This window comes from Xanthomonas sp. BRIP62411, assembly GCF_003993525.1.
Classification (GTDB): Bacteria; Pseudomonadota; Gammaproteobacteria; order Xanthomonadales; family Xanthomonadaceae; genus Xanthomonas; species Xanthomonas euroxanthea.
This window is the reverse complement of record NZ_QEZI01000016.1, coordinates 12,440-28,470: the sequence shown is the minus strand read 5'-3', so window position 1 is coordinate 28,470 and position 16,031 is coordinate 12,440. Positions and strand designations below refer to the sequence as shown.

The following is a 16,031-nucleotide window of genomic DNA, read 5'->3' as shown; positions in this document are numbered from 1 at the left end:
CATGAAGCTCATTGCCCACGTCCTGGATGGCCATACGCTGGACATCCGCCCCGCCCCGCACGAGCGCGACTGGATGGACGCCACCGACCAGCGCTATGCCTACCGCTGCCTGCCGCTGGCGATCGCCAATGCGCATGGCTGGGAGCTGCTGTGCCAGGCCGGGTTCGAGGCCAGCTGGGACGGCCGCGATGGCCTGGACGCGATCCGGATCAGTGCCGATGCAGGCACCGCGGCACCGGCGATCAGCCACTTCGGCTACGGCGTGCTGACCTTCCACGTGCCCTGCCTGTTTCGTACCGATACCGGCATGGATCTGTTCGTCACCGGGCCGTTGAACCGGCCCAAGGACGGCATCGGCGCGCTGAGCGGGCTGGTCGAAACCGACTGGAGCCCGTACACCTTCACCATGAACTGGAAGTTCACCCGGCCCGGGCAGGTGCGCTTTGCGGCCGGCGAGCCGTTCTGCCATCTGTTCCCGCTGCCGCGCCAGCTGATCGAACAGGTGCAACCGCAGTGGAAGCCTCTGTCCGAGGCGCCGCAACTGGCGCAGCAGCATGCCGACTGGACGCGCAGCCGCACGCAATTTCTGCAGGACCTGCCGGATGCGCAGTCGGCCGCCGCGCGCGCGAAATGGCAACGCGGCTATTTCCGTGGCGTCGCCGGTGCCGATCAGGCGCCGGTGCAGGGCCACCGTTCGCGCCTGCGCCTGCCGATGTTCGTACGCGCCGACAGCGACGGCGACAGTCCGCTCGACTGAGTACAGGAGACCTGGCGCGGCTTTTCAGCGGGCCTGCGCTGCATCCGATCGACTGGCCGCAAGGCCCGACAGCCCACGCGCGGCAACACCGCACCCGGCAGCGCGCCATTGCGCCCGTCAGCGGGGCGACCGACCGGGCGTGCCTGGTGTCGCCGTTGGCGCGCCCGTTGCAGGCGGCTTGCCGGGCGCACGCTCGCGCACGTCGCGTTCCACCACGTCCACCTGCGGATCCTTCCACGGCCCGGTGACGTGATAGGTCTTGGCGCCGATCGCGCCCAGCGGTTTGCCGAGTACCGCATTGGCAGCCGCGCCCACCGCCGCACCGACCGGGCCACCGGCCACCGCGCCCACCACGGTGAGCAGGTTGCCGGCCTTGGGGTTCACGTCCACGGTCTGGTCGAAGGTCTGCGCGCGCAGGTCGGTCTGCCCACGGATGGCGATGTCGGCGGCCGGGCCTTCGATGCGGATCGCATCGGTGCGCGCAAAGCCTTCGCCGAAGCGCACCTGGCCTTCCAGCTTGTTGAAGGCCAGCCCCTTGGAGAAGAAATCGCGGAAGTCGAACATCAGCCGGCGCGGCAGCTGCGCCACGCTGAGCAGGCCAAGCACGCGGCCGGCGCCGGGCTCCACTTCCAGCAGCTGGCCGTTACGCACCTCGATCTTGAGATTGCCATCCAGCGAACCGAGCGCAAACCCGGTCGGCGAACCCTGCCAGCCGGCGTTGAGTTCCAGCTGGCCTTCGCCGCCGCGCAGCTGGCCGCCCAGGGTGAGGTTCTGCAGCAGGTTGCCGAGATTGCGGCTGTCCACCCGCGCCGACAGCCGGGTGCTGGCGGAATCGCCCTTGCCGCGCCAGGCGCCGGTCAGGCCGATGTTCTGGTCGTTGGAGCGCAGTTGCAGCTGGTCCACCTGCATGCCGTCGGTCAGCCGGCTGCTGCGCAGGGTGGCCGCGCCCAGGATCATCTTGCCGACCTGCAGGTCGTCGATGTCCAGCGACAGGGGCGGGATCGAGACCGGGTCGAATTCGGCCACCGCACGGCGGGCCGGCTCCGGCAACGCACCGGCCAGCGGGTCGCCCGGCTCGGGCACGGCCGGTTCGGGCGGTGCGGCCACCGGCTGCCAGTGCACCGTGCTCAGCTTGCCTTGCACGGTGGCGCCATCGGCATTGGGCACGCTGAGCTGGCCGGCCAGCGACGGGCCGTCCAGGGTCACCGCCACCGCATCGCGGGTCGGCCGCAGGCGCAGGCGCGTCTGCGGAAACACGCCGCCGATCATCAGCAACCTGTCGGCCTGCACATCCACCTGCTGCAGCGGCACCGCGTCCGTCTTCGGCGTTGCCGGCTGGCCCGGCAGCGGCGGCGTGTCCGGCGCGCTGCTGCCGCGCGCCAGGCTGATCCAGTCGATCGCATCCAGCGAGGCGGTACGGCCGGTGACCACCAGGCCGTTGGCCGGCGGACGCTCGCTGACCGTGTCGGTGCCCATCACCACGCGCACGCCGGTCTGGTTGCCCTGGCTGCTGGCCTTGAGCGCGACCAGCTTGCCGAAGGCCACGTCGATGTCGCCATCGCCCACCGGCAAGGCCACCTTGACCTGCGTATCCAGCGGCTGCGTGGCCGCCTTGTCCAGCGGCGCAGGCAGATCCAGGGTGGTGCCGACCAGCTCCGAGCGCAGCGTCAGCAACGCCTGCGGGTCCGCTTGGCCGGGGGTCGGCAGCGGTACGTCCACGCCCACCTGCCACGGTGCGCTGCCATGCACGTAGGGACGCAGCCATTCCATCTGCGGCGCACGGTCAAACAGTTCCTTGGCGTCCAGGGTGGCGCCGAAGCGCGCCTCGAATGCCTGCGCGGGGTCCTGCACGAAGCCACCGGCGCGCAGGGACAACTCGCCGCTGCGGCCCTGGTGCTGCACGCTCAGGCGCTCGGCGGCAAAGCCGGTGTCGCGGTACTCGGCATGCCCGCTGACCTGGTCGAAGGCCAGGTTCCAGCGCGCATCGGCCAGCTTGGCGCCCTGCAGCGCGACCGTGCCCTGCAGGTGGCCGCCGGTGCCGTGGGTGCCGTGGGTGCGCAGGGGACGCAGCAAATCGAAGCTCACCGCGGCCGGGCCGGACACCGCGAGATTGCGCAAGGTGTCGCCGTAGCGCTGCTCCAGCGGGCTCTTGCGCAGCATGCCCAACAGCTGCGCGGCGTCGGCTTGGGTGGAGGCGCGCACGTAGAGTTCGGACGTGGCGAAGCTGGGAATGCCGGCTTCCAGGCGCGCGATCGGCGCACCGGCCAGCGCGCCCCTGCCCTGCAGGGAAAATCCGTTGCCGAGGAAGCGCAGGTCGGCCTGCACCTGCTCCATCGCCGGCCAGTCCGGATTGAACGGGATCACGCCGTCGCGGATCTGCCCGAACGCCTCGAAACGGCCATCGTTGTTGTCGAACGGCCAGTCGTCCAGATCGCCGCTGACCAGGCCGGTGCCGCCGGTGATCACGCCACCGGCCACCGCCGTGTCCAGCCAGTCGATGGCCGCCTTGCTCATCTTGGAGCGGATCCAGAACTTGCGCGCCACCGGCAGGGCGACATCGTCCAGTTGCGTGGCCAGCTGGATGCGCGGGCGGCTGCCATCATTCTGGAACCACAGCCCGCCGCGCACGTTGGCGCCGTAGTCCCTGGCCTGTACGCGCAACGCCGGCGTGGCAACCTGCCAGCCGGCACCGTCGCGCCAGCCCACGATGCTGCCGGCCAGCTGCAGCTCGTGCACCACCCCGAAACCGGCCGGCCAGTCGAAGCGCAGCGTGGCATCGGGGGCGGGATCGAGCGCAATCGCCTGCGCGTCGCCATCGATCCGGCCACGCAGGCCACTGATGCCCGGCGCGCTGCCCACCGGCAGGAAGCCCAGCTCCTCGATCCGGCCCTGCGCCCGCACCGCGCCGCCCTGCTCGCCTGCAATCTGCAGATCGGCCAGGCGCAACTGTGGTCGGGACAGGCTCAGCCAGCGCCGCAAGCCAGGCGACAGTTGCTCGCTCAATGCCGCCGCCGCGATCAGGCCGGAAACATCGAGCTGTTTGCCCACCACTGCATAACGCCGCCCGCCGGCAACGCTCAACCCGTCCAGCCGCTGCGGCCTGGCCGCCGCGCCCAGCCGCAGCAGCGGCGCATCCAGCCGCCAACCGCCGTCGATGGTCTGCCAGCGTGCGCGCGCCTGCAGCCGCTCCCATAGCAGCGTGCGGCGCGCGGACTCTCCGGGCAACGCTGCGCCGGACAAGCGCAGCTGCCGCAGATCCGCATTCACGGTGACCGCGCTGATGCGGCGCGCGCGCAGCTGCGCCCAGGCCTGCAGGCGTCCGCCGCCGCCGTCCACGCGCATGCCGCCGAACTGCAGCAACGCCGCCCAGGCGGCCAGATCGGCCGGGTCGGCCTGCGCATATGCGCTGCCGTCGCCGCTGTCGCGGTCGAACGCGATCACCGTGGTCAGCGGTGCGCGCTGCAGGTCGATCCAGGCGTGGCTGCCGACGTTCACGGTCGAGCCGTTGACGCGCAGGCGCAGGTCGATACGCGGCAGCGTGGTGTCCACGCCGATCGACGGCGCGGCCACCCGCAGGCGCGCCTCGGCCACCTGGATCTCGCCGAGGCGACGCAGCGCTTCCAACGGGTCCGAACGCCGCCCGGCCGGCAAGCCCTGCACCGACCACACGCCATCGTCGCTACGTTGCAGCGTCAGCGCCAGACCACGCAGACGCACCTCGGTCAGCGAGTGGCCCGGCAACAGGCCTGCATACATCGCCAGCAGGATTTCGGCCTGGCCGACCCGCACCTCGCCATGCGGCCCGATCCGCAGGCCTTCCAGCCGCAGCAGCGGACCGCGCCGGGTCCATTCGGTCTGCAGGCGATCAAAGCCGATCGGCTGGCCGGCGCGCTGGCTCAGCCACGCGGCGATCTGCTGCGGCCGCTGCTCGGCCAACGGCAACGCCTGGCTGGCCGCACCCACCAGCAACGCGATCGCCACCAGCGCAAGCGCAGTGGCGGTGATCGCATAGCGGCGAAACAGACGGAGACGGCGGCGCAGCGGGGTGGGCATTAACGGCGGGGAATGGTGAATAGGGAATAGGGAATCGCAGGAGCACAAACCGCGCCGCGCGCACGATCATCCATCCGCGCGCGCCGCCATTCTAAAGATGTCACCGGCACCCCGCAGAGCGCCTTTCGCTCCACCCCCATTCCCGATTCCCGACTCCCCATTCCCGGCCTCACAGCAGCACCACATCGAACTGCTCCTGCAGATACTGGTCGTCGGACTGGAAGCGGATGCTCTTGCCGAGGAATTCCTCCAGCTCGGCCACCGCGGCCGACTCTTCGTCTGTGATGCGGGCGACGACTTTCGAGGAGGCGATCACCAGCAGCCGCGCGGCATCGAACTGGCGTACCGCGCGGGTGATCTCGCGAAAGATCTCGTAGGTCACCGTCTCGGCGGTCTTGATGGTGCCGCGCCCGCTGCACTGGCCGCAGGTTTCCGACAGCTGCCGTTCCAGGCTCTCGACGGTGCGCTTGCGGGTCATCTCGACCAGGCCCAGCGGCGAGAATTCGTACACGGTGGTCTTGGCATGATCGCGCGCCAGCGCCTTTTCCAGCGTGCGCAGCACCTGACGGCGATGCTCGGCATCGTCCATGTCGATGAAGTCGATGATGATGATCCCGCCCAGGTTGCGCAGCCGCAGCTGCCGCGCCACCGCCTGCGCGGCTTCCAGGTTGGTGCGGAACACGGTTTCCTCGAGATTGCGCTGGCCGACGAACGAACCGGTGTTGACGTCGATGGTGGTCATCGCCTCGGTCTGGTCGATCACCAGATAACCGCCGGACTTCAGCGGTACCTGCTTGTTCAACGCGCGCCCGATCTCGTCCTCGACCCCGTACAGGTCGAAGATCGGCCGGTCGCCGGTGTACAGCTCCAGCCGCTCGGCCAGCACCGGCATGTACTTGGCCACGAAGGCCTGCAGCTGCACGAAGGTCTCGTTGGAGTCGACCTTGACCTTTTCCACGTCGCGGCGGATCAGGTCGCGCACCGCGCGCAACGGCAAGCTCAGGTCTTCGTAGATGATGCTGCACGGCGGTGCTTCGCGGCCGCGCCGCTCGACCACGTTCCAGACCCGCGACAGGTAGGCGATGTCCTCGGCCAGCGCCTCGGCCGGCTGCCCTTCGGCATTGGTGCGGATGATGTAGCCGAAACCGCCGTGCTGGGCCGAAACCTCGCTGACGATGGTCTTCAGGCGCAGCCGCTCGGCCTCGTCCTCGATCCGCGCCGACACCCCGACGATCTTGGACTGCGGCAGCAGCACCAGGTAGCGCGAGGGGATGCTGATCTGGGTGGTCAGCCGCGCGCCCTTGGTGCCGATCGGGTCCTTGACCACCTGCACCACGATGTCCTGGCCGTCGCGCAACAGCTCCACGATCGGTACCGAGGCCGCCGGCGGTGGCGGGATCGGCGTCTCCTCGGTATCGACCACGCTGGCCGGCGCCGGCGCCGGACGCACCACGTCGTTGGCATGCAGGAACGCGGCGCGCTCCAGCCCCAGCTCGACAAAGGCCGCCTGCATGCCCGGCATCACCCGCTGCACCTTGCCCTTGTAGATGTTGCCGACCACGCCCCGGCGCCAGCCGCGCTCGATATGCAGCTCCTGCAGCATGCCGTTCTCGATCACCGCGACGCGGGTTTCGCGCGGGGTGACGTTGACCAGGATCTCTTCCGACATCAATGCGCTCCGAGGGCTGTGAGCAACTGCGAGGTGTGAAACAGCGGCAATCCCATCACGCCGGAATAGCTGCCGGACAGATGGCTGATGAAGCGTTCGGCGCGGCCTTGAATCGCATACGCGCCGGCCTTGCCCATCGGCTCGCCGCACGCCACATAGGCGGCGATCTGTGAGGCATCGAGCGTGGCGAAGGTCACCTCCGACACCACCAGGGCCTGCACCGGCGCGCGTTGTGCGCAGACTAGAACCACGGCCGTGAGTACCTGGTGGGTACGCCCGGACAGCAGGCTCAGCATGGCGATCGCGTCGTCCGCATCGGCCGGCTTGCCGAACACCCGCTCGCCCAGCACCACTTCGGTATCGGAGCCGAGCACGATCGCAGCGGGGTCGCCGGCCTGCACCTGCGCCAAGCCGGCACGCGCCTTGTCCAGCGCGACGCGCTGCACGTACTGCGCAGGCGATTCGTCGGCGGCGCGCAGTTCGGGCACGTCCAGTTGCAGGGTCTGGAAAGGCACATCCAAGCGTTGCAGCAGTTCTTGTCGGCGCGGCGACCGGGAGGCGAGATAGAGCATCCGTCCAGCATACCTGTTGCTCCTCCTCGCCCGCTTGCCGATCCGGGCGGCAGTGGTCGCGTTCGACTCACAACACGTTCATCGAACCCGCAACACGCTTCCCTTACAGACCAGGAGATCTCATGCGTACCACCCTCAAACCGTTGTTGCTGGCCCTGTCCATCGCTGCCGGAACCGCCATGACCGCCCACGCCCAGACCACTCCGAGCTACACCATTCCCAACGATGGCACCCTGCTCAACGTGTCGGCCGAGGCGGAGGCCAAGCGCATCCCGGACATCGCCACGCTGTCGGCCGGCGTGGTCACCCAGGCCGCCGACGGCAACGCCGCCATGCGCCAGAACGCCGAGCAGATGAGCAAGGTCATGGCCGCGATCAAGGCCGCTGGCATCGCCGACAAGGACGTGCAGACCACCGGCATCAACCTCAGCCCGCAGTACACCTACAAGGAGAACGAGGCGCCCAGGATCAACGGCTACCAGGCCAGCAACACCGTCAGCCTCAAGGTCCGCGACATCTCGCGGCTGGGCAAGGTCCTGGACGCACTGGTCGCCCAGGGCGCCAACGACATCAACGGCCCCAGCTTCTCGGTCGACCAGCCCGAGCCCGCCTATGACGAAGCGCGCGTGGCCGCCCTGAAGAAGGCCCAGGCCCGCGCCGACACCTACGCCAAGTCGCTGGGCCTGAAGGTGCGCCGCATCGTCAGCATCTCCGAAGGCCGCAGCGGCGGCGGCGTGCGCCCGATGATGATGGCCGCCTCGATGCGCTCGGCCAAGGCCGAGATGGACACCCAGGTCGCCCCGGGCGAGAGCACCTTGTCGATCAACCTGGACGTGACCTTCGAGCTGGGTCGTTGATCCAGCCGCGATCGCGTTCGGTGTGATTTCAAGACTGCCCTCCTCGAGGGCAGTTTTTTTTTTGGGGCACGCCGCAAGTTCCGGTACCTGGCCTTGCGATGCCACCGGTCCTTCGAACCGCACGAGCCTGCGGCGCCGACTCATCTGTGCGGATCGCGGCAACCGGGCGAATCATCCAACCGACCTCCAGCGCTTCAAAACCACTTGTGCCCATGCAAAGGGCGCGGTAAACCTACGCTACCGGATGGTGTCGTGCGTCCGGGTCGCGCTGGTCCTTTCCGCAGTTCCGTTGAGGAGGTGGATGATGGTTCGCACGCAATCCCAGGTTTCTTCCCGATCCACAGGCATCGACAGCTCGCGCGTCCTGGCGATGAGCACGGCGGTGGCCCTGCATCTGCTGGCCGGCGGGTTGTTGTTGATTCCGCTCTCGTACCGGGCGGTTCCGCAGCCGCCCGCACCGAAGGAACGCTGGGTCATGCCCGTCACCATCGCGACGCCACCACCGCCGGTGATCAAGGTCAAGCGGGAGTTCACGCCGAAGGTGCCGCACACACCGCCGACCACGGTCCCGGTGCCGGTGCAGACCCCGGTGATCAGTCAGCCGGCCGTGGTCGAAGACGCAGCGGTCGCCTTACCTGCAGTCACGGACGCGGTCACCGACAGCGCGCCGGCGATTGCCGCACCCAGCGGCCCGGTCGAGGCAGGCCAGCTGCACTACCTGAGCTCGCCGGCGCCCAGTTACCCGGTGGCGGCCTTGCGTGCCGGGCAGCAGGGCACGGTACTGCTGCGCGTGCTGGTCGGCACCGATGGGCGCCCGGCCGAGGTGAGCGTGCAGACCAGCAGCGGTCATCGTGCACTGGACCTGGCCGCACGCAGCCAGGTGCTGCGCAGCTGGCGCTTCCAGCCGGCGATGCAGAACGGCCAGGCCGTGCAGGCGTATGGCCTGGTGCCGGTGAGCTTTTCGTTGAACTGATGCGTCATTACCTGCGGCGACTCGGATGCCCGGTCGCCGCACGGTCTGGCGTTGCGCAGCCGGCTGCTGCAAGGCCACGGTTTCAGCTATTGCATGCGCATCGTTGCAGTGCGCCTTGCGTGCACACGACGACGTGCGGTCTCGCGGATCGGGTTCAGGGTGCGCCCGGCTACTTGCCGCACACCCATCTCGAAAGCGCAGCGGATACGCGCGGATTACCGCCATCGCGCATGCCGCTTACGCGCGGTGATACGGATGATTGGCCAGCATCGCTGCAGCGCGGTACAGCTGCTCGGCGACGATCAGGCGCACCAGCATGTGCGGCAGGGTCAGCGGGCCGATCGACCAGCTTTCGCTGGCGGTTTTCAGCACCTCGGCAGCGTGACCTTCGGGGCCGCCGATCAGGAACGCCAGATCCCGGCCCTGCCCGCGCCAGTGCTCCATGCGCTGGGCCAGTTGCTCCGAACTGAGCGGGCGGCCCGGGATGTCGAGCGCAACCACGTAGGCGTTCTTCGGCAGCGCGGCAAGCACGCGGCGGCCTTCGTCGTCGATCGCGCGTTGCGCGTCGCGGCCCTTGCCGCGCAGGCCGGGTTCGATCTCCACCAGCTCCAGCGGCATCCAGTGCGAGAGACGTTTCTGATATTCGGCAAAGCCCTGCGCCACCCAGGCCGGTGCACGCTCGCCGGTAGCGATAAGTCGGCATTTCATGGCCACATGATATCCGCGTCACAGCTTGGGCATCGGAACCGGGGCGATCACAGCGGTGTCATGGTGCGGTTACAGCGGGCTTCTAGCGTCGGCGCACTACCCAGCCCGCAGGAGTCGTTCGATGCCGATTTTCGATCCCGCCCGCCGCCAGGTGCTCAAGGGCAGCGCTGCCGTGATGGCCGCCGGTGCGCTTGGCAGTTTGAGCGCGCTGCAATCGCGCCAGGCCCAGGCCGCCAACAGCGCCTCGCCGCCGCTGCAACTGGCACCGGTGCCCAGCCGCTATGGCCCGCTCGCGCCGGTCGCCGACCAGAGCACCGGGCTGCCGTTGCTGCAGTTGCCGCGCGGTTTCAGCTACCGCTCGTTCGGCTGGAGCGGCGATCGCATGGACGATGGGCAGCCCTGCCCCGACCGCCATGACGGCATGGCCGTGGTCGGCCTGCGTCGGCCGGACTGGCGCCCGGGCAGCGATCCGCTGCGCGGCCTGGAATACGTGCTGATCCGCAACCACGAACGCGGTGCAACCACGCCGTTCCGCGCACCGGCGATGTACGACACCGGCCTGGTCAGCGGCACCCAGCTGGCCGGCGGCGGCACCACCACCCTGAGTTACGGCCGCCGCGGCTGGGGCAGCCTGGAGCCGAGCCTGGGCGGCACGCTGGTCAACTGCGCCGGCGGCCCGACGCCATGGGGCACCTGGCTGAGCTGCGAAGAGATCAAGACCAACGCGGTGTCCAGCACCGGCCGCAAGCACGGCTACGTGTTTGAAGTGGACCCGGACAGCCAGCGCACCACCGGCCGGCCGCTGGTCGGACTGGGCCGCTTCAGCCATGAGGCGGTGGCGATCGATCCGCGCACCGGCATCGTCTATCTCACCGAGGACGACCGCAACAAGGCCGGCCTGTATCGCTTCATTCCCAATGACCGCCGTGGGCGGAATGGCTCGCTGGAAAACGGCGGCCGCCTGCAGGCCGCGCGCGTGCGCGGACGTCGCAACGCCGACCTCACCGTGGCTAGCATCGGCCAGCAGTTCCAGCTGGAATGGGTGGACATTGCCGAGCCCGATCTGGATGGCATTGCGGCGCCGGCCGGCTTCCCGGACATCGGCGCCAACGACACCCTGAGCGGACCGTTTGCGCAGGCCTGGGCAGACGGGGCGCTACGTATGAGCCGCGGCGAAGGCATCTGGTACAGCTACGGCAAACTCTTCATCGTCGACACCAGCACCGGCGTGGATGCGCAGGGCCGGCGCGGTTACGGCAATGGTGCGGTGTGGGTGCTGGACCTGTTCACCCAGCGCCTGAGTGCACTGTTCGTCAGCGGCAATCAGCTGGCCGCGCACAACCCGGACAACGTCACCGTCAGCGCGCGCGGCGGCGTGGTGCTGTGCGAAGACGGCGGCGAGAGCCCGGACGACTACGGCCCCGGCGCGCGGCTGCTCGGGCTGACCCGCGGCGGCGAATCGTTCTACCTGGCCAAGAACAACGTGCAGCTCACCTCGCAGCAGATCGCCGATGCCGGCAAGACCATCGCTGAAGGCGATTACCGCGATACCGAGTTCTGCGGCGCCTGCTGGGACCCGCTGGCGCGCACCTTGTTCGTCAACATCCAGACGCCTGGCATCACGCTGGCGATCACCGGGCCGTGGGAGCGCGGGCCGTTGTAAGCCCGTGCCCGCACGCCGGCCCGCCCCTGCTGCCGAACGGATCAGCCGTTCGGCAGCGCCCCTGTCACCGGCCGAATCCATGCATGCAGGCGCCTGGCCTGCATGACTGGCAGCATGTCCAACCGAGGCTGCGCACAGCACGCGCACGCACCCGCAGTGGCGCGTGCGCAGCCGGACCACGACCCGGAACCGTGGTCAGAACCAGGGCGCGTCGGGCGCGTCGGACATGGCGCGCTGCAGCTTCAACCAGCGCTTGAGCGATTGCGGATCTTCCAGCTCGCGCAAGCCCCGGTGCGCCTCCATCAGGTCGCCTTCGAGCTCGCGCTTGAGCTGGGCCATCAACCGGCCCAGTCGCTCGGGCTTGGGTCGCGCTGCCAGCTCCAGCCCGTATTCGGCGCAAAACTCGTCCGACTGCTGCTGCAGCTGCTGCTGCAACTGCCTGCACTGCCGGTCCAGTTCGCGGTTGTAGTCCTGCAGGCGCGCGGCGCTCATCGCGTCCACGCCTCGTGCGTCCATCAGGCCGATCTCGGCCTGCAGTTCGAGCAGGCCCAGCAGATCGCCAGCCTTGTAGGCGGCGTTGAGCCGCTGCATCAGGATGGTGCGCGCAGCGTGGTCGTCGGCGTCCCTGGCGCGGTCCGGATGCAGATTGCCGGCCAGCTTGCGATACAGCTCGCGCACCGGCGGCGGCTCAGCACTCTCCCCCACCGCCTGCTTCTCGGCACGCTTGCGCCGCTGCGTACCGCGTTGCTGGTGTTGCGCGCGCTGCTGCTGCAGACGCTCGCTGACGCGCTCGTAGAGCTCCTCGGGCGACTCGATACCATCCAGCTCGTCGGCATCCAGTCCGTAGGCCTGGCCGAGGATCTGCTTCATCAGCGCATCGGATTCGGCCACTTCCCGGTCGTAGCCGACGGCGCTGTGGCGATCGTAAATCGGGCGTAGTGCCTCGTGGCCGGCCTCGATCAGCGGGGCGGCGATGTCGCACAGCAACTCGGACAGGAGGGCGCGATCGGCCTTGCCCAGCTTGACCGTGGCATGCGCGCGGTCGAGCGCTTCGACCAGCGCAATGTCGGCCGCGCGGCGCTGGTCGAGCAAGGGCTGCAATTGGGTGTGGTAACGCTCGCGCCATTGCGAACGTGCGAGGTGCCAGGCCTGCAGGTCGGCGCGATGCCGTTCCAGGTCGCGCAGCAGGCGGTCGAAGCGCTTGCGTGCCGGCGACAGCGGCGCGCCGGACGGTTGCCCGGCCTGGCTGCGCAGCTGTTGCAGCGCCTGCGCGGCAGGCGCATCGGTCGGGGGTCGGGCATTGCGCGGCATGCCCGGCCCACTCACTCTTCGGGGTCGGCGTCCGCGTCGTCCGGACGCTGGTCGCCCACTGTCCACAGGCGCTCCAGTGCATAGAACTCACGCACGCGCGGCAGCATCACATGCACCACCACATCGCCCAGGTCCACCAGCACCCACTCGGCCTCGCGCTCGCCTTCCACACCCAGCGGCATCACGTCCAGCCGCTTGGCGAACTTGACCACTTCTTCGGCGATCGACTTCACATGGCGGGTCGAGGTACCCGAGGCGACCACCATGTAATCGCAGACGCTGGACTTGCCGCGCACATCGATCTCGACCACGTCCTTGGCTTTCAGCTCCTCCACGGCCTCGCGCACGGTGGCCAGCAGGGCCGGCACGGACGGCGGCGGATTCGGGATGGAGGTCTTGATGACTTGGGCTTGGGTGGTCAAAGCGGGTAACTCGATGGAATTGGCGTGAATTATAGGCCGGTCCGGCCGGCTGCGTGTTCAGCGAGTCGGCAGCGCATCGCCGTACAGGCCTTCGTGCACGATGAAGGCCGCCACCGACGCCGGCACCAGCGCCTGCCAGTCGCTGCCGCCGCCGGCGATGCGCGCGCGCACCGCGCTGGCCGATTCGCCGCGCAACGGCTGGTGCAACCGCCACAGGCGGCCGGCCGGGGCAGTGCCCAGTTCGCTGGCGCTGGCAGTCCACCTGCCCTGCACCGCCTGGGCAAGCTGCGGGGCCTGGCCCAGATCCAGCGGTGCGCCTGGACGCTCGGCAACGACGAAATGCGCCAGTTCGAACAGGGCCTGCCAGTGATGCCAGCTGCTCAGCCCGACAAAGGCATCGGCACCGAGCAGCCAGGCGATCGGTGTGGTGGGGCCGAGTTCGGCGCGTAGTTCGCGCAAGGTATCGACGGTGTAGGACGGCGCGCCCCCCTGGCCGGCGCGGCGCAGTTCGCGGGTGTCCAGCACCAGCCCGGGCGTGTCGGCCAGCGCCAGCTCCAGCATGCGGGCGCGCTGCGCAGCGGTGGCGCCGGGCGCGGGGCGGTGCGGTGGGTCGGCGGCCGGTACCAGATGCACCCGCGCGCCCAGCTCGTCGCGCGCGGCGCAGGCGATGGCGAGGTGGCCCAGGTGGATTGGATCGAAGGTGCCGCCGTAGTAGAGGTGGAGCCGGGAGTCGGGAATCGGGATTGGGGAATCGGAAGAGCGCGGGTTCGGCGCTGCCGGGTGGGCGTTGGTGGGCGGCGAGGTGTGGGCCGCGCTGCCGGGGGTGGCCGCAGCTGTGGCCTGGCCGGGGGCTGCGCTGCGTGGGCAGACGGGGGGCGCATCCTTGGCGCAGGCGCGGTCTCCGGTGGCGGCATCGCCGGCGTTCACACCAGCAATCTCACCGCGCGGGCTTCGGCCACGGCCACCAGCAGGCGTTCCAGGCCGACCCAGGGGTCGCCGTCGGCGCGGCCCTTGGCCATGCGGTCGACCCCCGAGGCTTCGGCGACGAAGCGCTCCCAGCGACGTGGCTCGGGATGCCGCTGCAGCGCGCGCTTGAACGGCGCCTGGCGAGATTCCCACAGGCCTTGCGCCTTCATTTCGGCAGCGAGGTTGCCGCCGTTGGCCTGCACTTTGGCCAGGGCCGCGGTACGCAGCAGTTCCTTGATCAGGATCGGCATCAGTGCGGCCACCGCCTCGCCTTCGGCGCGCAGGCCGGCCAGCATGCGGATCACTGCGGCCGGTTGCCCGGAAAACGTGGTTTCGGCCAGGCGGAACACGTCGTAGCGCGCGGCATCGGCGACCAGCGATTCCATCGCCTCCAGGTCCAGCACCTTGCCATCGGCCAGCAGCACCAGCTTGTCGATTTCCTGTGCAGCGGCCAGCAGGTTGCCTTCCACCCGCTCGCTCAGGCGCTGCACGGCGGCAGCGTCCGCACGCAGGCCGTGGCTGCGCAGGCGGCGCTCGATCCAGTCCGACAGCTCGTGCGGCTTGATCGCCCAGGCCACCGAAATGGTGCCGATGCGGCCGATCGCATCGGCCCATTTGCCCTGGTGCGCCTTGCTCCAGTCGTTGGCGGTGATCAACAGCACCACATCCGGCGGCGGGTTGGCGCAGAAGCGGGTGATGACCTCGGCGCCGTCCTTGCCCGGCTTGCCGCTGGGCAGGCGCACTTCCACCAGCCGGCGCGGACTGAACAGGCTGGGCGCGTTGAAGGTCGCATCCAGCTGGTTCCAGTCGAACTCCCGCCCGTCGGCATCGAAGACCTCGCGTTCGCTGATGCCTTCGGCACGCGCCCGTGCGCGCACCGCATCGGCCGCTTCCAGCACCCGCAAGGTTTCCGGGCCGGCGATCAGGTACACCGGCTGCAACGGTTGGTTGGACTGGCCGGCCAGCTGTTCTGGACGAAGTTCCATGACTACGGAAGTTCCATGACTACGAGAACACGCGCGACTGGACCGTTACCGACAAGACCGCGTCGGCGGCGGCCGTCGCGGCATGGTCAGCGCGCGGCAAGCGCGACATGCGCCTGGCGCACGCCAGTTCCGGACACCGGGCGCGGCTGCCCGGCAGATGCGCGGACGGGCTGATCACCGGCTGCTCAGTTATTGGACGAGGACGCCGGCGGCAGCGACGCCGGCACGCTCGATTCCGGCGTGGACGGCTGCACGGGCGGCGTGGCGGCCGGCGGCAGCGGCGCGCTCGGCGTGCTTTCCAGGCTCTCGCCACGCTGCACGCGGGCGCGCACCACGCTGTCGATACGGCGCAGGATCGAGGCCGACATGTCCTTGCGCAATTCGTCGGCGAGGATCTCGCGCTCGGTCGCGGTACCGGTGGCGTCCACCGGTGGCGACACGTAGTCGCGCGACAGCTCGATCACCTGCTGCGGCACCAGCACCGAGCCGTTGGCGGTGGTGACGGTGAAGATGGCGGCGTAGCGCAGGCTGTATTCCTGCGCACGGCCCTGGCTGTCGATGGCGATCGGCAGATCGCCCCAACGCTCGGACAACACCTGCACCTGCGCGAAGCCGGTCTTGGCATCTTCGTCGGCCAGGGTGGCGCCGGCAGCCTTGAGGCCACGCCGCAGCAGCTTGGCCAGCTCGCTGTACTGCACCGCGGACTGCACCTTTACTGCGGGCGTATCCGGCGGCAGCGCCAGCGAGTTGCGCAGATGGAAGCCGCAGGCGGTGAGGCTCGAGACGAGCACGAGGGACGCAGCGAAGGCAGTAGGGAATCGAATCATGGGCACAGTCTGGATGAGCGCCCCGGCGGCGGCAACAGGCGGCTAGCCTGCCCGACACCGCGTGAACGGGGCTTGAGAGGACGCCGCGAAAAAACGCCGCGCCCAGGAATGAAAAACGCGTTGCCACGCGCAGGTGCAGTGAACGACCAGAACCACCCCCGGCAATCTCACCTGCACGTCGCCAAGCGCGACTGAAATGAAGGACCAGGAACCATCGCGGAAACATCACCCATGCGTCGCAACGCACCAAGTGCAGTCAATCGCACA

14 protein-coding genes are annotated in these 16,031 nt (G+C 69.2%); 4 read left to right on the top strand and 10 right to left on the bottom strand.

Annotated features, from left to right (window positions below; genetic code table 11):
• Position 1: 1 nt before the first annotated feature.
• Positions 2 to 757: a DUF6065 family protein gene (locus EO139_RS13015; RefSeq protein ID WP_126943667.1), complete on the top strand. Its 756-nt coding sequence runs from the start codon at positions 2 to 4 to the stop codon at positions 755 to 757.
• A gap of 117 nt (positions 758 to 874) precedes the next feature.
• Here EO139_RS13015 and EO139_RS13010 read toward each other — a convergent pair whose 3' ends face one another.
• The 3 genes from EO139_RS13010 to EO139_RS13000 form a co-directional block, all read right to left on the bottom strand.
• Positions 875 to 4,810, bottom strand: coding sequence for a YhdP family protein (locus tag EO139_RS13010; RefSeq protein ID WP_126970980.1), 3,936 nt, complete (start codon positions 4,808 to 4,810; stop codon positions 875 to 877).
• A 169-nt stretch (positions 4,811 to 4,979) separates the two neighbouring features.
• Positions 4,980 to 6,479, bottom strand: coding sequence for a ribonuclease G (gene rng / locus EO139_RS13005; protein WP_104534149.1), 1,500 nt, complete (start codon positions 6,477 to 6,479; stop codon positions 4,980 to 4,982).
• Positions 6,479 to 7,051 (bottom strand): Maf-like protein, encoded by a 573-nt coding sequence (locus tag EO139_RS13000; protein WP_115677577.1) that lies wholly within the window; start codon positions 7,049 to 7,051, stop codon positions 6,479 to 6,481. The genes rng and EO139_RS13000 overlap by 1 nt, the downstream gene beginning before the upstream one ends.
• Positions 7,052 to 7,173: 122 nt before the next feature.
• Between EO139_RS13000 and EO139_RS12995 the strand changes: the two genes are divergently transcribed.
• Positions 7,174 to 7,908 carry an SIMPL domain-containing protein gene (locus tag EO139_RS12995; protein ID WP_104581909.1) on the top strand — a complete coding sequence of 245 codons (735 nt, stop codon included), beginning with the start codon at positions 7,174 to 7,176 and terminating at the stop codon, positions 7,906 to 7,908.
• 237 nt (positions 7,909 to 8,145) lie between these two features.
• Here the strand turns inward: EO139_RS12995 and EO139_RS21700 are convergent, their stop codons facing one another.
• Positions 8,146 to 8,385 (bottom strand): hypothetical protein, encoded by a 240-nt coding sequence (locus EO139_RS21700; RefSeq protein WP_232099352.1) that lies wholly within the window; start codon positions 8,383 to 8,385, stop codon positions 8,146 to 8,148.
• On the opposite strand from EO139_RS21700, the gene EO139_RS12990 reads away from it, so the two are divergent.
• Positions 8,279 to 8,881: a TonB family protein gene (locus EO139_RS12990; RefSeq protein ID WP_232099337.1), complete on the top strand. Its 603-nt coding sequence runs from the start codon at positions 8,279 to 8,281 to the stop codon at positions 8,879 to 8,881. The genes EO139_RS21700 and EO139_RS12990 overlap by 107 nt on opposite strands.
• 237 nt (positions 8,882 to 9,118) lie before the next feature.
• Here the strand turns inward: EO139_RS12990 and rlmH are convergent, their stop codons facing one another.
• Positions 9,119 to 9,589, bottom strand: coding sequence for a 23S rRNA (pseudouridine(1915)-N(3))-methyltransferase RlmH (rlmH, locus tag EO139_RS12985; protein ID WP_016903756.1), 471 nt, complete (start codon positions 9,587 to 9,589; stop codon positions 9,119 to 9,121).
• A 121-nt stretch (positions 9,590 to 9,710) separates the two neighbouring features.
• Between rlmH and EO139_RS12980 the strand changes: the two genes are divergently transcribed.
• Positions 9,711 to 11,252 (top strand): alkaline phosphatase PhoX, encoded by a 1,542-nt coding sequence (locus EO139_RS12980; RefSeq protein WP_126970978.1) that lies wholly within the window; start codon positions 9,711 to 9,713, stop codon positions 11,250 to 11,252.
• 195 nt (positions 11,253 to 11,447) lie between these two features.
• Here EO139_RS12980 and EO139_RS12975 read toward each other — a convergent pair whose 3' ends face one another.
• From EO139_RS12975 to lptE, 5 genes are all read right to left on the bottom strand, one after another.
• Positions 11,448 to 12,563 carry a J domain-containing protein gene (locus EO139_RS12975; protein ID WP_126970976.1) on the bottom strand — a complete coding sequence of 372 codons (1,116 nt, stop codon included), beginning with the start codon at positions 12,561 to 12,563 and terminating at the stop codon, positions 11,448 to 11,450.
• An 11-nt stretch (positions 12,564 to 12,574) separates the two neighbouring features.
• On the bottom strand, positions 12,575 to 12,985 hold the full coding sequence (rsfS, locus tag EO139_RS12970) for a ribosome silencing factor (protein WP_024939731.1): 411 nt from the start codon (positions 12,983 to 12,985) through the stop codon (positions 12,575 to 12,577).
• Positions 12,986 to 13,042: 57 nt separating this feature from the next.
• A complete protein-coding gene (nadD, locus tag EO139_RS12965; RefSeq protein WP_241235967.1) occupies positions 13,043 to 13,729 on the bottom strand; it encodes a nicotinate-nucleotide adenylyltransferase in 687 nt (228 codons plus the stop codon).
• Positions 13,730 to 13,908: 179 nt separating this feature from the next.
• A complete protein-coding gene (gene holA, locus EO139_RS12960; RefSeq protein WP_126970972.1) occupies positions 13,909 to 14,937 on the bottom strand; it encodes a DNA polymerase III subunit delta in 1,029 nt (342 codons plus the stop codon).
• A 185-nt stretch (positions 14,938 to 15,122) separates the two neighbouring features.
• Entirely contained in the window at positions 15,123 to 15,764 is a 642-nt protein-coding gene (lptE, locus tag EO139_RS12955; protein WP_104648057.1) for an LPS assembly lipoprotein LptE, read from the bottom strand.
• Between the last annotated feature and the right edge of the window lie 267 nt (positions 15,765 to 16,031).

Excerpts from the sequence above, each read along its gene's own strand:
- EO139_RS13015 (WP_126943667.1), top strand. The coding sequence starts at position 2 with ATGAAGCTCATTGCCCACGTCCTGGATGGCCATACGCTGGACATCCGC.
- EO139_RS13010 (WP_126970980.1), bottom strand. The coding sequence starts at position 4,810 with ATGCCCACCCCGCTGCGCCGCCGTCTCCGTCTGTTTCGCCGCTATGCG.
- rng (WP_104534149.1), bottom strand. The coding sequence starts at position 6,479 with ATGTCGGAAGAGATCCTGGTCAACGTCACCCCGCGCGAAACCCGCGTC.
- EO139_RS13000 (WP_115677577.1), bottom strand. The coding sequence starts at position 7,051 with ATGCTCTATCTCGCCTCCCGGTCGCCGCGCCGACAAGAACTGCTGCAA.
- EO139_RS12995 (WP_104581909.1), top strand. The coding sequence starts at position 7,174 with ATGCGTACCACCCTCAAACCGTTGTTGCTGGCCCTGTCCATCGCTGCC.
- EO139_RS12990 (WP_232099337.1), top strand. The coding sequence starts at position 8,279 with ATGAGCACGGCGGTGGCCCTGCATCTGCTGGCCGGCGGGTTGTTGTTG.
- EO139_RS21700 (WP_232099352.1), bottom strand. The coding sequence starts at position 8,385 with ATGACCCAGCGTTCCTTCGGTGCGGGCGGCTGCGGAACCGCCCGGTAC.
- rlmH (WP_016903756.1), bottom strand. The coding sequence starts at position 9,589 with ATGAAATGCCGACTTATCGCTACCGGCGAGCGTGCACCGGCCTGGGTG.
- EO139_RS12980 (WP_126970978.1), top strand. The coding sequence starts at position 9,711 with ATGCCGATTTTCGATCCCGCCCGCCGCCAGGTGCTCAAGGGCAGCGCT.
- EO139_RS12975 (WP_126970976.1), bottom strand. The coding sequence starts at position 12,563 with ATGCCGCGCAATGCCCGACCCCCGACCGATGCGCCTGCCGCGCAGGCG.
- holA (WP_126970972.1), bottom strand. The coding sequence starts at position 14,937 with ATGGAACTTCGTCCAGAACAGCTGGCCGGCCAGTCCAACCAACCGTTG.
- lptE (WP_104648057.1), bottom strand. The coding sequence starts at position 15,764 with ATGATTCGATTCCCTACTGCCTTCGCTGCGTCCCTCGTGCTCGTCTCG.